Below are 15,344 nucleotides of genomic sequence, written 5' to 3'. Positions count from 1 at the left end.
CGACCACCCCGAGGAGTGTCGTCCGATGCTGATCACACCTGCCGGTCTGGCCGCGCTGCCCGGCGCGTCCGTGCTCGACGTGCGCTGGCGGCTGGCCGGGCCGCCCGGTCTCACCTCCTACCGTGAGAGGCACATTCCCGCGGCGGTGTTCTGCGACCTCGACACCGACCTCGCCGCCCCGCCGACGCCGCCCGCGCCCGGCGGCAGGCACCCGCTGCCCGAGCCCGCGGCCTTCCAGGCCGCCATGCGCCGCCTCGGCGTCTCGGGCGCGCGGCCCGTCGTGGTGTACGACGACGCCGACTCCACCGCCGCCGCCCGCGCCTGGTGGACCCTGCGCTACTTCGGCCACCCCGACGTCCGCGTCCTCGACGGCGGCTTCCGCGCCTGGACCGCCGCCGGACTGCCCGTGGAGACCACGGCGCCCGACGTACATCCGGGCGACTTCACCGCGCACCCGGGCGGCATGCCCGTGCTCTCCGCCGAGCAGGCGGGCGCGCTCCCGGCGAACGGCGTACTGCTCGACGCTCGCGCCCCCGAGCGCTACCGCGGCGAGACCGAGCCGATCGACCCCGTCGCCGGGCACATCCCGGGCGCGGTCAACGCCCCCACCGCGGCCAACGTCGACGCCTCCGGCCACTTTCTGCCCCCCGCCCGCCTCAAGACCCGCTTCGAGTCCCTGGGCGTCACCCCCGCCACCCCGACCGGCGCCTACTGCGGCTCCGGCGTGACCGCCGCCCACGAGGTGCTGGCACTGCACCTCGCAGGGGTCCCCGCGGCCCTCTACATCGGCTCATGGTCGGACTGGATCACCTCCCCCGACCGCCCGATCGCCACCGGCTGAGAGCCGCTACCCAGGGGCCGGTGCCCCGCGCCGAAGCAGGCGAAGCCGCGTACCCCGGTCGCAGAAGCCGCCGTGGCCAGTGCCCGTGCCGGGGTGCCGCCTGCGGCCAGCAGGTCGTGGAAGGCGGTCATCAGAATCAGGGCCTCCTCGTCGCGTACCGGCACGACGCAGGCGACCACGCACGCCGTACCCCGGGACAGCAACGCCCCCGCCAGGCCCAGCGGCCCGCCGTCCGTGGGCGCGTGCGCCATGCCCGCCTCGCACGCCGACAACACCACCAGCCGGGGTGGCCTGCGCAGCCCCAGAAGGTCGTAGGCCATCAGCGGACCGTCGTCGAGCACCAGCCCGGACATCAGCGGGCTGTGGGCGTGGAAGGTGCCGTGGGTGGCGAGGTGCGCCAGCGTGGCCCCGTCGAGCGCGGCCAGTACCGCGGCGGCGCGGGCCGGTACCCACCGCGCGCCCGGATGGCGGGCGGTCACCATGGCCGCCTCGGTGCGGGCGTGCACGAGCCCCGGACCGGCGACCGCGACCACGCCTCCCGCCGCCTGCCGGGCCGCCGAAGTACGGTCGCCCGCCAGCCAGCCGGCGGCGCTCGCGGCCACGCACACCGGCCGCCCGGCCAGCGCCGGGAGAGCGGGCCAGGGGAGTGGGTACAGCGGCCCGGTGGGCACGATGACCAGCGGGCCGTCACCGAGGCGTCCAGCCAGCGGCGCGATCAGCTCCGCCTGCACGGCCGCCGCCTCACGCTTCACCGAGCCGGCCCCGTCCCGGCAGGCGGCGCGGCGCAGGCCGTACCGCAGCCGCAGGCCCGCCTCGGCCGCGCGCCTCGCAGGGCCGAGCGGGTGCATGGTGACCTCGGTCCGGCTCACCACGACGGCGGTGAGCCGGTCGCCGTGCCCCATGTACTCCACCAGCCTGGCCCCGCCCAGCGCGGCCCGCAGTGCGCCCAGCCCGGGGCAGGAGGGAACACCCGTGCGGACGACCGCGCGCCAGCGTTCGGCCCAGGCCAGCGCCGTACCGGCGTGCCCGGTGCCGATCGCGACCGACAGGCCGAAGGCGGCCAGCCGTTCGCCCGCCTTGACCGCGTGGGCGCGGGTCATCGGATCGGTGAGCGCCGCCACCGAAGCGCCCACGTCGGCGAGACCGCGCGCCACCGCCCGCAGCGCGCCCTCCTGGTCGCCGCGTAACGCGCGCGTCATGGCCTCGGCGTGCCGCCCTGCCACTCCCGGCCCGGTGACCAGCGGCTTGAGCAGCGCATCGGCGAGGTCGTGGCGGCCCGCCTCCAGCGCGACCTCGGACGCCGTCAGCCGCAGTGCCTCGGCGGCGGTGGGAAAGGGGAGGGTGAGCCGGTCCGCGCAGTTGATCAACGCGGGGAGCAGGGCCGGGTCGGGGCCGCGGATGGCCAGCCGCGCGCGCAGGGCGACGCTCGTGGCCAGCGGGGTCCAGGCGTCGCGGTCCTGCTCCTCCAGTTCGGTGCAGGCCCGCGCCGCCGTACGGGCCGCCCGGTACGCGTCGCCGGTCTGCAACTCCAGCTCGGACAGCAGGAGCCTGGCCTCGGCCAGGACACCGAGGGCGCGGGCGCACTCCAGCTCCGGCACGGCCAGGCCGAGCAGCGCCCTGGCCTCCCCGGGCAGGTACGCCGCCACCAGCGCCCCGGCGAGGTCGCAGCGCATCGTGGCCAGCCGTTCGGGGTAGGCGGCCAGCGCCTCCTCCGCGTCGCGGTAGTGCGCGAAGGCCCCGCCGATGTCGCCCCGCCTGGCCGCCACGAACGGCAGGTTGGCCCTGGCCAGCGCGGTGACATGGCCGAGGCCGACGGTCGCGGCCAGCTCGGCGCAGCGCTCCAGGTCGTCCTGGGCGGCGCGCGGATCGCCCAGGTAGGCCGCGGTGATCCCGCGGTTCAGCAGCGCCCCGGCGAGGAACCGCAGGTCGTCTTCTCCGGTGCCGGCGGTCGGGCCGGCGGGTGGCGTGAGTACGCGCACCGCGTGGTCGCAGCACCGCACCGCCTCACCGAACCGGCCCAGGCGGCTCAGCGCCACCGCGCGCTGGGTGTCCAGCTTGGCGCGTTCGGCGCGGCACAGGTACGGCTCGGCGGCGTCGGCCACCTCCAGCGCCTGAGCGGGGCGGCCCAGCTCGGTGAGCACGGTGACCAGCGACAGCCGCGCCTGAGCGGTCGGCTGCGGTGCCGCCGCCGCACCCTCCTGTACGGCCCGCCGCAACTCCTCCTCCGCCAGCGGCAGATCCCCCAACTCCCGCGCTGCCAGCGCCAGCGCCCGCCTCGCCACCACCCGCGCCGCGAGATCCCCCTCCCCTTGGGTCACCGCGAGCACCTCCCCGGCCCGCCACCGGCTCACCACGGGATCCACCGCACTCTCCACCACGGCCCGCCACGCCGCCGCCAACACCCCACCCGCCTCGACCACCCACCCGGGCAGGCCGTCGCCGGGCTCCCGTACATCGTCCGTGCCAGGCTCTGCGGATCGGCCGAGCAGCGCGTTGCCGGGGGCAGCGGGCCGCCCGGGCGGCGTGTTGCCGGGGGTGGGGGAGTGCCCGGGTGGCGCGCCGCCCGTCCGTACAGCTTTCTCGCCCGGGACCGTGGAGGCGCTCGCGACCTCGTTGGGGAGGGGGTGTGGGGCGGTTTCGCCTGGGGTGGGGGGATTGTTTGGGGTTGGCATGGTGGGTTCCTCAGCGGCCGAGGCGGGTCCAGGTGGTTGCGACCGGGGGGCGGGTGTCCCGGTGGCAGACGATGCTGTACCAGCCCGGGGGGAGGCCGCAGGCCGCGAACTGGCCGGTGTCGGGCAGGGGGCGGGGGTGGGTGTCGTGGAGGGTGCGGATCTCTAGGTGGCCGCCGGGGCCCGGGTGCGGGCTCACCCGGCCCGCCATGTCGATCGCGCCCGCGCCCACCACGACCTCCATGTCCACGATCAGCCCGTCCGCGGCGTACCGCAGCCGCCGGCAGTCGCCCGTCCCCGCGCGTGTGCCGATGGGCGGGGGAGCGGGGATCGGCCGGGCGGTGACCGCGCCCGGTACCCGTAGCCGGTAGGCGTCCCTGGCCGAGCCGGTGACGTGGCCCGGCACCGGATCGCGCGAGGCGGCCAGGTGCAGTGCCGCGATCAGCAGGTCGTCGCCGGTCATCGGGCCGCCTCCCGGGTCTCCACGATCGTCCGCAACCGGCGCAGGCAGCGCGCCCGCGTCGGCCCCACACTGCCCGGGGGCATGCCCAGCCGTGCGGCCAGCCGCTGCGTCCCGGCGTCCGGGGCCGTGGCCATCAGCCGCAGCAGCGAGCGGCAGGGCTCGTTCATGGACTCCACCGCCCGCCACAGCCGCCCCGCCTCATCGGCGTCGAGCACCGCCGAGGCGATGTCCGGTACGGCCGTGCGGGCCGCGTGCGCGGGCTCCTCCGCAGGGGCGGGTGCGGGGTGTTCGCGGCGTCGCCGCCCCGCCAGCCGGATCGCCTCCCTGCGGGTGGTGGTGACCAGCCACAGGCCCACGGCATGCGGCTCGCGGATGCCCCCCATGCTCTCCAGCAGCCGCAGCCAGGCGGCCTGTACGGCGTCCTCCGCGTCGGCCGCCCCCAGGCCGCACGCCCTCGCGGTGGACCACATCGCCGCCCCGAACCTGCTCACCAGCGCGTCCCACGCCTGCTGGTCGCCGTGGGCGGCGGCGACCAGCAGGTCGCCGGGCCGCACGTCGTGCATGCGCTCCTCCAAGGCATCCTCCAACGCATCCTCCATGGCCGCCGCTCACAACCGGGCCGGGACGACGACGCCGAGGCCGGGCATCCGCTCACCGCGATCAGGGTCGAGCACGTCCGCGGCGGCCTCCGCGGGGACGCAGCCGTGCCGGGCGACCTCGGCGATGGCGGCGCTGACCAGGGCGGCGGCGAAGGAGGTGCCGCTCCAGCGGGCGTACCCGCGAAACCCCCCGATGTCCAGGAAGCTGCTGGCCAGCCACTCCCCCCGGGCGCAGGCGTCGACCCACGGCCCGTGCGCGGTGAACGGGGCCGGGGCGAGTTCGGCGGTGTCGAGCGCGCCCACGGCGATCACCCCGGGCAGCGCGGCGGGCCAGAACGGCCGCGCAGAGGGCGTGTTGCCTGCGCAGGCGACGGCCACCGTGCCGGACTCGGCCAGCCCGGCCAGCGCCGCGCCCAGCAGCGGCGGGGGCCGGTCGCCCGGCGTGTGCCCGCCGAAGGAGAGGTTGAGTATCCCCGGAGGGTCGTGCCGAAGCCGGTGCAGGGCGCGCAGCACCCGGGCCTCGTCGCCGATGCCGTTGCCGTCCAGGACCTTCAGCACGCGCAGCCGTACGCCGGGCGCCCGCCGTACCAGCAGCCCCGCGATGAACGTGCCGTGCCCGGCCTGGGGATCGAGCCGGCCGTCGTGGTCGGCGTCGGCCAGTTCGGCGGCGCTCATGCCGACCTCGCCGAACCACGGGGCGGGCTTCCACCAGGGATGCTCGGTGATGCCGGTGTCGAGCACGGCGATCTGTGGCCCGCCGGGAGCCCCTGGGCCGGGCGTCCAGGCGATCGGTTCGGCCGGGACCGCGCGGGAGGCCGGGCCGCCGAACCACAGCGGCTGCCCCACGAAGACGTGGTTGGGCGAGACGAGATGGCCGCGGTCGCCGAGGTCGGCGGCGATCTGGAGGGGATCGACGCCGGCGGTCAGGCGTACGGTGCACACGCCGTCGGCCGCCGAAGCGGCGTGGGTCCAGCGCTCCAGCGCGCCCGCGCCGCGCAGGTCGGTGATCAGCTGTCCCGGGCGTATGAGGGCGGGAGGCTCTCCAGAGCGTTCCACGATCGCGATCTCAGGATCCACAGCAGCTCCGTGGTGTTCGGCACGGCCGATGGCGTGCCCGCGTCGGGTAATCGACGGGTAATCGATCGGTCACGCAGTGTATCTTGCCGAAGAGAGTGCTGTGTCAAGTGGCACCGCCGCAACACATAGGTATGACCCCGCCTCTGGTGTCACGTCACGACCGACGGTAGTCTCTCCTACAGTCACTTGTGATCATCCCAGTACGAGGCCGTTGGGGAAGGCGCACCTCGTACCGAAACGGGAGGTCCGGTGTCTGCTCGTGGCGTGCTTTACGTCCACTCGGCTCAGCCTGCGCTGTGCCCGCATATCGAATGGGCGGTCGCGGGCGTCCTTGGCGTGCCCGTCGACCTGAGATGGACTCCTCAGCCCGCCGCGCCTGGCACCGTGCGCGCGCAGGCGGAGTGGGAAGGCCATCCGGGCACCGCCCCGGCCGTCACGTCCTCGCTCATGGGATGGCAACGGATCAGGTTCGAGATCACCGAAGATGCCTCGCCGGGGGTCGACGGCTCCCGGCACGCCTACACGCCGACCCTCGGCGTCTTCACCGCGGTCATCGGCGCCAGCGGTGACATCCTCGTGCCGGAGGACCGGCTGCGCGCGGCCATGCTGACCGCCGCGCAGGGCCGGGGCGTGCTGGAGGATGAGCTTGACAAGTTGCTCGGACGTCCATGGGATGAGGAATTGGAGCCCTTCCGCTACGCGGGAGACGGGGCGCCTGTCCGCTGGCTGCACGCCGCCGTGTAGCCGCGGGCGAGGCCGCCTGGCACGTCGCGCGTGTGCGCGGTCGGGGAAGCCGCACACCCGCCGGCGGGTACGGCGAAGCCCCCGCACCGATCATCGGTGCGGGGGCTTCGCCGCTTACGATCATGTTGTGTCACGCGAAAGCGTGACAAATCGCCCTCAGAGCGGGATGTTGCCGTGCGCCCCGCGGGCCGGGGTGGCCTGCGCGAGGACCTTCACGATGGCCCCGCGGGTGTTCGCCGGCTCCAGGATCTCGTCCACGACGCCCAGCTCCATCGCCCGGGCCAGCCCGCCGGTCATCTCCTCGTACTCGGCGGTCAGCCGCTCCTCCAGCGCCGGGCGCTCCTCTTCGGAGACCGCAGCGAGCTGACGTCGCTTGAGCAGGCGCACCGCCGCCTTGCTGCCCATCACGCCCATCTCGGCGGTCGGCCAGGCGAAGACCCGGGTCGCGCCCAGGGAGCGGGAGTTCATCGCGATGTAGGCCCCGCCGTACGCCTTGCGGGTGATCAGCGTCACCCGGGGCACGGACGCCTCGGCGAAGGCGTGCAGCAGCTTGGCGCCCCGGCGCACGACCCCGTCGTGCTCCTGGCCGACGCCCGGGAGGTAGCCGGGCACGTCCACCAGGACGACCAGCGGCACCCCGAACGCATCGCACATCCGGACGAACCGGGCGGCCTTCTCGGCGGAGGTCGCGTCCAGGCAGCCGCCCAGCCGCATCGGGTTGTTGGCGATCACGCCGACCGTGCGGCCGGCCATCCGCCCCAGGGTGGTGACGACGTTGGGCGCCCACTTCGGGTGCAGCTCCACGCCCGGCTCGTCCAGCAGGCCCTTGACCAGCGGCTTGACGTCGTACGCGCGGCGCGGCGAGTCGGGCAGCAGGTCGCTGAAGTCGATCTCCTTGACCTCTTCGGCGCGCGTCCGGCCCTGGTGCCCGAGGAGCACGGCCAGCCGCCGGGTCTGTACCAGCGCCTCCGGCTCGGACTTGGCCACCACGTGGACCACGCCGCTGCGCTTGCTGTGCGGCTCGGGCCCGCCGAGGCCCGCCATGTCGATCTGCTCGCCGGTGACGCTGTGCACCACGTCGGGGCCGGTCACGAAGATGCGGCCCTGGTCGGCCAGCACCACGATGTCGGTGAGGGCCGGGCCGTAGGCCGCGCCCCCGGCCGCCGGGCCGACGACCACGGAGAGCTGCGGAACGACCCCGGACGCCTTGGTCATCGCGGCGAAGACCCGCCCCACCGCGTGCAGCGACTCCACGCCCTCGGGGATCCGCGCGCCGCCGGAGTGCCAGATGCCGATGATCGGCACCCGCTCCCTGACCGCCACGTCGTAGGCGTGCACGATGTGCTCGCAGCCCTCGCTGCCCATCGCGCCGCCCTGGGTCCTGGCGTCGTTGCAGAAGGCGACCACCGGCACGCCCTCGACGCGCCCCATGGCGGCGAGGGCGCCGCTGGTGTCCTCCGGAGTGATCAGGCGGACCGAACCCTCGTCGAGCAGCGCCGCCAGGCGCACCCGGGGGTCGCGAGGATCTACGGCCTCCTCGTCGGAGGCCGTGCTCACCACCCTGTTGTCAAGTACCGTCATGAACGACTCCTCAGTGAGTGGTGAAGGCGATCGCGACGTTGTGGCCGCCGAAGCCGAACGAGTTGTTGATCGCGGCGAGGTCGCCGTCGGGCAGCTTGCGCGGCTCGCCCGAGACGATCTCCACCTCGATGCCGTCGGCGGGGTCGTCGAGGTTGGCGGTGGCGGGCACGATCCGCTCGTGCAGGGTGAGCGCGGTGAAGACCGACTCGATGCCGCCGGCGCCGCCGAGCAGGTGGCCGGTGAGCGACTTGGTCGCGGTCACCAGCGGGTGGACGCCGATCGCCTCCTTGATCGCATGCGTCTCGATCTCGTCGCCGATGGGCGTCGAGGTGGCGTGCGCGTTGACGTGGATGATGTCGCTCGGGTCGAGCCCGGCGTCGCGCATCGCGAAGAGCATGGCCTGCTGCCCGCCGACGCCGCTCGGCTCGGGGGCGGAGATGTGGTGACCGTCGCTGGTGTACCCGGCGCCCGCGGCGACCGCGTAGACGCGTGCGCCCCTGGCCTTGGCGTGCTCTTCGGATTCGAGCACCAAGATGCCCGCCCCCTCGCCCAGCACGAAGCCGTCCCTGCCCTTGTCGAACGGCCGGGAGGCGCGCTGCGGCTCGTCGTTGCGGGTGGACATGGCGCGCATCGCGGCGAAGGACGCCACGTTGAGCGGGTGGATGGCGGCCTCGGTGCCGCCGGCCACGACCACGTCGGCCCGCCCGGAGCGGATCATGTCGATCGCGTAGCCGATGGACTCGGCGCCGGTGGCGCAGGCGCTGACCACGGCGTGGGTTCCGGCCCGCGCGCCGAGGTCGATGCTGATCCAGCCGGCCGAGCCGTTCGGCATGAGCATGGGCACGGTGAACGGCGAGAGCCGGTTCCAGCCCTTCTCACGGTAGGTGTCGTAGGCGGCCAGGATCGTGGTGATCCCGCCGATGCCGCTGCCGACCACCACGCCCAGGCGGTCGCCGTCGACCTTGGGGGCCCCGGCGTCCTGCCAGGCCTCCCTGGCGGCGATGAGCGCGAACTGCTCGGCGCGGTCGAGCCGGCGCATCTCCGGCCGCGGGAGCACCTCGGCCGGGTCAACCGCGGCCACCCCGGCGAACTTCACCGGTACCGTGTCGACCCAGTCCTGGGTGAGTGTGTCGATGCCCGACCGACCGGCGAGGAGCGCCGACCAGGTCGAACCCACGTCCCCACCGAGGGGCGTCGTCGCGCCGAGCCCGGTGACGACGACACGTACCTGGTCCCTAGCCACTTTGTGTGCACTCCTCTTGGTCGGTTGCTGTAAATCGCGGGCATCCGCCCGTGGACGGCCGCGGTGGGCCCGCGTCCGCCCCACGGACTAGCCCTGAATGAAGGTGATGACGTCCTTGACGGTCTTGAGGTTCTTGAGCTGCTCGTCGGGAATCTCGACGTCGAACTCGTCCTGGGCGGCGACGGCGATCTCGACCATGGACAGGGAGTCGATGTCGAGGTCGTCCACGAAGTTCTTCTCCGGGGTCACCTCGGAGGCCGGGATGCCGGTGATCTCGTTAATGATCTTCCCGAGGCCGTCCAGGATCGCCTGCTCGGTGATGGCCATGTCGCGATAACTCCTTGATTGGTTACTTTTGCGTGGAATCGGGTCTTGCGGTCCGTACGGCGTCGCCGTACAGGTCTCAGGGAAGCTCGACCACCTGGGCGGCATAGGTCAGCCCGGCGCCGAACCCGAGCAGCAGGGCCAGCCCGCCGGACGGGACCTCGCCGCGCTCGATCATGCGAGACAGCGCCATCGGGATCGACGCCGCCGAGGTGTTGCCCGCGAGCACGATGTCGCGGGCGATGACGGCGTTGTCCGCGCCGATCTTGCGGGCGATGGACTCGATGATCCGCAGGTTGGCCTGGTGCGGGACGAAGGCCGCCAGCTCCGCCGGGTCGATCCCGGCGCGGTCGCAGGCGTCCTTGGCCACGGGGTGCAGGGCGGTGGTGGCCCAGCGGAAGACGGTCTGGCCCTCCTGGTGGAGGAAGGAGTTGCGGTCCTTGACGATGATCGCGTCGGACTTCTCGCCGTCGCTGCCCCAGGCCACCGGGCCGATGCGGGGCACGTCGGAGGGGCCGACGACCGCGGCGCCCGCGCCGTCCGCGAAGATCACCGCGGTGGAGCGGTCGTTCCAGTCCAGCCAGTGGGAGAACTTCTCGGTGCCGATCACCAGCACGTTGCGGGCCGAACCGGCGCGGATCGCGTCGGCGGCGGCGGCCAGGGCGTAGCAGAACCCCGCGCAGGCGGCGTTGACGTCGAAAGCGCCGGGGGCGTGGATGCCCAGGCGGGTGGCGACCCGCCCGGCCGCGTTGGGGATCTGCGACTCCATCGTGCAGGTGGCCACGAGCACCAGGTCGATGTCGGCCGAGGCCAGGCCGCTGGCGGCCAGCGCCTTGCCCCCGGCGTGCACGGCCAAGTCGATCTCGGTCTCGTCCGGCGAGGCCAGCCGCCGTTCGGCGATGCCGACCCGGCTTTTGATCCACTCGTCGTTGGTGTCCATGGTCTTCGCGAGGTCGTCGTTGGTCACGACGTTGGCCGGCTGGTAGTGGCCGAACGCGAGGATCTTGGCGCCGGGAGCGCCTGGTGCGAGTTTCACTTGAGCAGCTCCCTGGCGCTGTCGAGGTCGTCGGGGGTCTTGAGGGCCACGGTGGCCACCCCGCTCATGCCGCGCTTGGCCAGGCCGGTCAGCGTGCCGCCGGGAAGTAGTTCGATCATCCGGGTGACGCCCATCTCGGTCATGGTGGCCATGCAGCGGTCCCATCGGACCGGGCTCGCGACCTGCTCCACCAGGCGGGACAGCAGGTCCGCGCCGCTTGCGACCGGCTCACCGTCGAGGTTGGAGAGCAGCGTGATCCGCGGGTCGGCGGGCGTCACGCCGGCCGCCGCGGCGCGCAGCCGCTCGACGGCGGGCGCCATGTGCACGGTGTGGAACGCTCCCGCCACGGAAAGCGAGACCAGGCGGGCGCGGGCGGGCGGGTCGCCCTTGAAGGCGGCCAGCTCCTCGAGAGTGCCCCCCGCGACGATCTGCCCGGCGCCGTTGATGTTGGCGGGCGTGAGCCCGTGCCGCTCGATCGCGGCCAGCACCTCCTGCTCCTCGCCGCCGAGGACCGCCGTCATGCCGGTCTCGGTCAGCGTGGCGGCCTTGGCCATGGCCTGCGCGCGCTCGCGGATCAGCTCCAGCGACTGCGCCGGGGTGAGCGCCCCGGCGATGGCCGCGGCGGCGAACTCGCCCACACTGTGGCCCGCCACGAGGTCGGGCGTGCCGCCCAGCTCCGCGGCGGCGGCCAGCGCGGCGGCGACCAGGAGCGGCTGGGCGACCGCGGTGTCGCGGATCTCCTCGGCACTCCCCGTGGTGCCGCAGGCGGCGAGATCCAGGCCGACGATCTCGGACCACGCGGCCAAACGGTCCGCGAAGCCGGGCAGGTCGAGCCATGGGGCGAGGAAGCCTGGTTTCTGGGCGCCTTGGCCCGGAGCGACGATGACGAGCACGAAATCCAGCCTGCCCTGTAGAAGTTCACCACCCGGATAGAGATCCGTACGAACTTTGTCCACGGTTTCTTGTAGAGATCCTACAGTTCGTGCGGACCAATAATGACGTGACAGGGGTCAGCTAACGGGTGATTCGGTCAGCCTGCCCAAGATCAGGCCGACCTGGAGGGTGAAGGCGGAACGGCCTTCCGTGGGCTGGTAGCCGGTCAGTTCGGTGATCTTCTTGAGCCGGTAGCGCACGGTGTTGGGGTGCACGAACAGCAGCCGGGCGGTGGCCTCCAGGGACGTGCCCTGCTCCAGGTACGTGGCCAAGGTGTCCAGCAGCGGCGTGCCCGCCAGCGGCAGGTAGACGTTCTCGATGAGCTGCGCGCGGGCGTCGTCGTCGCCCTCGATGGCCCGCTCGGCGAGGAGCTCGTCGGCGTTGACCGGGCGCGGGGCGTCCGGCCAGCCGCCCGCCGCGCGCAACCCGGCCAGCGCCGCCCGCGCCGAGCGGGCGGCGGTGTGCAGGTCGGGCACCTCCGGGCCGATCACGATCGGCCCGGTGCCGAACCGCGGCGCCATCTGCCTGGCCGCCGCCGCGGCGCTCTCCGCGCCGCCGACGATCACGATCAGCCGGTCGCCCTGAACCCCGGCCAGCAGGTCGAGCCCCGTCCTGCGGCCCCGCTCGCGCAGCCCGTCGATGATCGACTCCGGCTTGCCCGGCGGTGTACGCCCGGCCAGCACCACCACGGGGGAGGACGTCCAGCCGAGCGCCGCGGCCCAGGAGTGCAGGCCGTCATCGACCTCGCCCCTGACCAGGGCGTCCACGATGAGGGCTTCGAGCCGCGCGTCCCACGCGCCGCGCACCTCCGCCTCACGGGCGTAGACCTGCGCCGCGGCGAAGGCGACGTCGCGGGTGTAGCGGAGCATGGCCTGTTCGAGCTGGCCGCCGCCGCCGGGCGCGGCCAGGTCGTCCACCTGCGCCTCCACCACCTCCACCACGACACGGACGATGTCCACCGTCTGCTGGAGCGAGATCGAGCGCTTCAGCTCGCGCGGCGCGGTGCCGAAGAACTCGATGCTCGGCGTGGGCCTGCCCTCGCCCGCGTGCTGGAACCACTCCACGAACGCGGCGATGCCCGCCTGCGCCACCAGGCCGACCCACGAGCGGTCCTCCGCCGACAATGCGCGGAACCACGGCAGCCGCTCGTCCATCCGCGACATGGCCGCGGTGCCGAGGGTGCCCATCGCGCGTTCGAGCCGCCGCGTGGTGTCCGCGCGGGCCTTGCCGCCGTTCTCGGCGTCCGCGGCGTCCGCGGCGGGTCCTCCGCCGGGCGCGGGACTGCCGGACTGCCTTTCCGATGCCTCGGTCACGTTCCTAGAGTGCCAGGTCACTTGGGGTGCTCACGCGCGTACCGGAATCACAGCACCGCCACGGCGGTGATCAGGCCGAGGAGCAGGTGGATCACCGCGAGCAGCCGCGCGCCGGGCTGCGGACGCGTCTCGCGCACCAGATCGCGCACCGAGATGCCGATGATGTGGTCGAACAGCAGCATCGCCACGGTCTGCACCGCGATGCCCGCCACGCCGAAGGCCAGGGTGGTGAGCAGCCCCTCGTGCAGCTCGCCGCTGGAGGAGAAGATCGAGGCGGCCACGATGAGCCCGATGGAGGCCAGGCCGGAGGAGGCGAGCAGGGTGGCGTTGGGGTTGCGGTCGGTCTTGATGAGGTCGCGCAGGTTGCCGGGGATGGCCAGGTCGATCACGTAGAAGCCGATGATCAGCAGCAGCACGCCCAGTGTCGCGTAGGCCAGAATGGCGAGCGCGCCGCGGCCGAGGTTGTCGGCGAGGGGGGCGGCCAGCTCGTCCGGAAGGGGGGTGGCCAGGGCGGTCACCATCTGGCTTGACTCCTCGTGGTCGCGGAGCCGGCCGTCCCTGCCGGGCACGGCGGTACGCCGGACGCGGTGAGTGGGGCTCACGATGGACGGTAACCCCCACAGATTACTGGCACGCACGGCGTTGCCGCACTTGCCGGTAACCACCCGCTCCCGGCCGCCGGAGACCTGGAAATGTCGGTGCGCGGGCGTAGTTTCGGAGTGTGAACCGTACCGATCGGCTGTACGCGCTCGTCGAGGAGCTGCGGGCGATCTCGCCTCGATGCCGGTCCGCGGCGGACCTGGCGGCCCGGTTCGAGGTGAGCGTGCGCACGATCGAGCGCGACATCGCGGCCCTGCAACAGTCCGGCGTCCCCATCTACCCCCAGCCCGGCAGGCGCGGCGGCTACGTGCTCGACAAGGCGATGTCGCTGCCCCCGCTCAACTTCACCCCGGCCGAGGCGGTGGCCATCGCGGTCGCGCTCGGCAGCGCGGGCGGGCGGCCGTTCGCCCGGCACGCGCGCACCGCGCTGCGCAAGGTCGTCGCGGCCATGCCCGGCGGCGACGGCGAGCGGGCCAGGGAGCTGGCCGCCCGGGTGCGTCTGTTCGACCAGGCCGAGGCCGACGACGCGGCCGCCTCGGCCGACGTGGCCCGGGTGATCGAGGACGCGCTCCAGCACCGCCGCGTCCTGCGCCTCGGTTACCGAGACGGCAAGGGCGCGGTGACCACCCGCGACGTGGAGCCCGGCGTCTTCCTGGGCGGCCGGGGCGGCTTCTGGTACCTCGTGGGCTACTGCCGATTACGCGAAGACGTCCGGGTCTTCCGCCTGGACCGGATCACCGCGGCCGCGCTCACCGGGGAGCGCTGCCCCGAGCGGGCGCCCGAGGAGTTCACGACCGACCTTCCTGACATGGTCCTGCGCAACCCGGCGCTCGACTGACCGGCCGAAAACCCCGCCAACGGCCGGGCACGCGTCCGAAAACACCGACAGGCCGTTGTCGCCCGGCCCGGTGACCATTGACCTGTCCCGGGCCGGGACTCCACGACTTCCCGGGCACGCCGCCCACCGCCGATCGGCGGCGCGCCCGGGAGACACCCCGGCAGCACGTAGCGCCCTTACGCCTCGCTAACCCGCGCAGCCCTAGACATGGACGTGTCGTCGCGCGGCGAAGGCCCGCGGGTTCTCGGAGGTGCGTGCAGTTGACCTCCTCCCCCTCGTGAACGAGAGGGATTCCGGCTCTCGCGAGCCGGGCCTTCCTGCTTCACCGGCGACCGCCCTACCCACCGATCGCGGAGGAACAGCGGTGACCGGTCCTACACGGCCTCCACAGGCATCACATCCCGCCGGCCCGGCGGCAGACCCACCAGACCTGACCACCACCCGGCGGATGTCACCAAACGTACAAGAAGCACCACACTTCGGCCGAATCCTGCCCCGCTCCGCAGGAGATCCGATTCCTCCCTCGCCTGAAGTCGAGGGTTTCCACGGAGGTATCCGATGAGAGTCCGGCGTGCGGTCGTGCTCAGCGGAGCGGTGGCGGCGCTTTCCGCGCTCACGGCATGCGGTCAGCAGGCGTCGTCCAGCGGGGTCGCCTCGGTGGCCGGCACCGGGCGGGCGGGCGCCTCGGCGTCCCCGACCCCCTCGGTCTCGGCCGACCCGGCCAAGTTCGCCCAGTGCATGCGCGAACACGGTGTCAAGATCAACGAGTCCAAGGGGGGCGGAATGGCCACCGTCCGGATCAAGGGAGCCGACAAGAAAAAGCTGGACGAGGCGCACAAGGCGTGCGGCAAGTACATCGAGGGCGCCATCGCCGACCGGATGAACGACCCGAAGACGCATGACGCCATGCTCAAGTTCGCCGCGTGCATGCGCGAGAACGGCATCGACATGCCCGACCCGCAGCCCGGCAAGGGCCTGCAGATGGCCAAGCCGGCCATGCGCGCCGGCGGTGACGCCGCCATGGAGAAGGCCATGAAGGCGTGCGAGGACCATCTCCCCGGCGGCCGTGGCAAGCGCCGCTGA

At 73.4% G+C, this 15,344-nt stretch carries 15 protein-coding genes; 4 read left to right on the top strand and 11 right to left on the bottom strand.

Features of this window, described 5'->3' with window-relative positions:
- Positions 1-25: 25 nt before the first annotated feature.
- Positions 26-841 (top strand): sulfurtransferase, encoded by an 816-nt coding sequence (locus DP939_RS13625; RefSeq protein ID WP_113981022.1) that lies wholly within the window; start codon positions 26-28, stop codon positions 839-841.
- Here DP939_RS13625 and DP939_RS48675 read toward each other — a convergent pair.
- The 4 genes from DP939_RS48675 to DP939_RS13605 are packed head-to-tail and all read right to left on the bottom strand — an operon-like array spanning position 781 to position 5,649.
- The gene (locus tag DP939_RS48675) at positions 781-3,513 is read right to left on the bottom strand and encodes a CHAT domain-containing protein (protein ID WP_147267981.1); all 2,733 of its coding nucleotides are present in this window, start codon (positions 3,511-3,513) and stop codon (positions 781-783) included. The two genes, DP939_RS13625 and DP939_RS48675, sit on opposite strands and share 61 nt — an antisense overlap.
- A gap of 10 nt (positions 3,514-3,523) precedes the next feature.
- The gene (locus DP939_RS13615; RefSeq protein ID WP_113981020.1) at positions 3,524-3,973 is read right to left on the bottom strand and encodes a hypothetical protein; all 450 of its coding nucleotides are present in this window, start codon (positions 3,971-3,973) and stop codon (positions 3,524-3,526) included.
- Positions 3,970-4,560 carry an RNA polymerase sigma factor gene (locus DP939_RS13610; RefSeq protein ID WP_225878227.1) on the bottom strand — a complete coding sequence of 197 codons (591 nt, stop codon included), beginning with the start codon at positions 4,558-4,560 and terminating at the stop codon, positions 3,970-3,972. The genes DP939_RS13615 and DP939_RS13610 overlap by 4 nt, the downstream gene beginning before the upstream one ends.
- Before the next feature lie 21 nt (positions 4,561-4,581).
- The gene (locus DP939_RS13605; protein ID WP_225878226.1) at positions 4,582-5,649 is read right to left on the bottom strand and encodes a S8 family peptidase; all 1,068 of its coding nucleotides are present in this window, start codon (positions 5,647-5,649) and stop codon (positions 4,582-4,584) included.
- A 249-nt stretch (positions 5,650-5,898) separates the two neighbouring features.
- Here DP939_RS13605 and DP939_RS13600 point away from each other — a divergent pair, with 249 nt between their 5' ends.
- Positions 5,899-6,393 carry a DUF3145 domain-containing protein gene (locus DP939_RS13600; protein ID WP_113981018.1) on the top strand — a complete coding sequence of 165 codons (495 nt, stop codon included), beginning with the start codon at positions 5,899-5,901 and terminating at the stop codon, positions 6,391-6,393.
- 156 nt (positions 6,394-6,549) lie between these two features.
- Here the strand turns inward: DP939_RS13600 and DP939_RS13595 are convergent, their stop codons facing one another.
- The 7 genes from DP939_RS13595 to DP939_RS13565 all read right to left on the bottom strand — a co-directional run bounded on the left by DP939_RS13595 (position 6,550) and on the right by DP939_RS13565 (position 13,425).
- A complete protein-coding gene (locus DP939_RS13595) occupies positions 6,550-7,974 on the bottom strand; it encodes an acyl-CoA carboxylase subunit beta (RefSeq protein ID WP_199565138.1) in 1,425 nt (474 codons plus the stop codon).
- Between the two features lie 10 nt (positions 7,975-7,984).
- Positions 7,985-9,217 (bottom strand): beta-ketoacyl-ACP synthase II, encoded by a 1,233-nt coding sequence (gene fabF, locus DP939_RS13590; RefSeq protein WP_113981017.1) that lies wholly within the window; start codon positions 9,215-9,217, stop codon positions 7,985-7,987.
- Between the two features lie 87 nt (positions 9,218-9,304).
- Complete coding sequence (locus DP939_RS13585; protein WP_113981016.1) at positions 9,305-9,544, bottom strand: acyl carrier protein; 240 nt, start codon at positions 9,542-9,544, stop codon at positions 9,305-9,307.
- Positions 9,545-9,620: 76 nt separating this feature from the next.
- Positions 9,621-10,577 carry a beta-ketoacyl-ACP synthase III gene (locus DP939_RS13580; protein ID WP_113981015.1) on the bottom strand — a complete coding sequence of 319 codons (957 nt, stop codon included), beginning with the start codon at positions 10,575-10,577 and terminating at the stop codon, positions 9,621-9,623.
- The gene (locus DP939_RS13575) at positions 10,574-11,470 is read right to left on the bottom strand and encodes an ACP S-malonyltransferase (RefSeq protein ID WP_113981014.1); all 897 of its coding nucleotides are present in this window, start codon (positions 11,468-11,470) and stop codon (positions 10,574-10,576) included. The genes DP939_RS13580 and DP939_RS13575 overlap by 4 nt, the downstream gene beginning before the upstream one ends.
- A 117-nt stretch (positions 11,471-11,587) precedes the next feature.
- The gene (locus DP939_RS13570) at positions 11,588-12,697 is read right to left on the bottom strand and encodes a PucR family transcriptional regulator (protein ID WP_113981168.1); all 1,110 of its coding nucleotides are present in this window, start codon (positions 12,695-12,697) and stop codon (positions 11,588-11,590) included.
- A 173-nt stretch (positions 12,698-12,870) separates the two neighbouring features.
- A complete protein-coding gene (locus DP939_RS13565; RefSeq protein ID WP_225878225.1) occupies positions 12,871-13,425 on the bottom strand; it encodes a DUF350 domain-containing protein in 555 nt (184 codons plus the stop codon).
- A gap of 119 nt (positions 13,426-13,544) precedes the next feature.
- Here DP939_RS13565 and DP939_RS13560 point away from each other — a divergent pair, with 119 nt between their 5' ends.
- Complete coding sequence (locus DP939_RS13560) at positions 13,545-14,261, top strand: helix-turn-helix transcriptional regulator (RefSeq protein WP_113981013.1); 717 nt, start codon at positions 13,545-13,547, stop codon at positions 14,259-14,261.
- Between the two features lie 558 nt (positions 14,262-14,819).
- Positions 14,820-15,344 (top strand): hypothetical protein, encoded by a 525-nt coding sequence (locus tag DP939_RS13555; protein ID WP_147267980.1) that lies wholly within the window; start codon positions 14,820-14,822, stop codon positions 15,342-15,344.

Origin of the sequence: Spongiactinospora rosea, from assembly GCF_003315795.1 — a bacterium.
GTDB classification, from domain to species: domain Bacteria; phylum Actinomycetota; class Actinomycetes; order Streptosporangiales; family Streptosporangiaceae; genus Spongiactinospora; species Spongiactinospora rosea.
Note: the sequence above shows the minus strand (reverse complement) of the source record. Positions and strands in the feature narration are given on the sequence as shown.

What these genes read in the sequence shown, in the direction of transcription:
- DP939_RS13625 (WP_113981022.1), top strand. Translation starts at nt 26, where the DNA reads ATGCTGATCACACCTGCCGGTCTGGCCGCGCTGCCCGGCGCGTCCGTG.
- DP939_RS48675 (WP_147267981.1), bottom strand. Translation starts at nt 3,513, where the DNA reads ATGCCAACCCCAAACAATCCCCCCACCCCAGGCGAAACCGCCCCACAC.
- DP939_RS13615 (WP_113981020.1), bottom strand. Translation starts at nt 3,973, where the DNA reads ATGACCGGCGACGACCTGCTGATCGCGGCACTGCACCTGGCCGCCTCG.
- DP939_RS13595 (WP_199565138.1), bottom strand. Translation starts at nt 7,974, where the DNA reads ATGACGGTACTTGACAACAGGGTGGTGAGCACGGCCTCCGACGAGGAG.
- DP939_RS13585 (WP_113981016.1), bottom strand. Translation starts at nt 9,544, where the DNA reads ATGGCCATCACCGAGCAGGCGATCCTGGACGGCCTCGGGAAGATCATT.
- DP939_RS13570 (WP_113981168.1), bottom strand. Translation starts at nt 12,697, where the DNA reads ATGGGCACCCTCGGCACCGCGGCCATGTCGCGGATGGACGAGCGGCTG.
- DP939_RS13555 (WP_147267980.1), top strand. Translation starts at nt 14,820, where the DNA reads ATGAGAGTCCGGCGTGCGGTCGTGCTCAGCGGAGCGGTGGCGGCGCTT.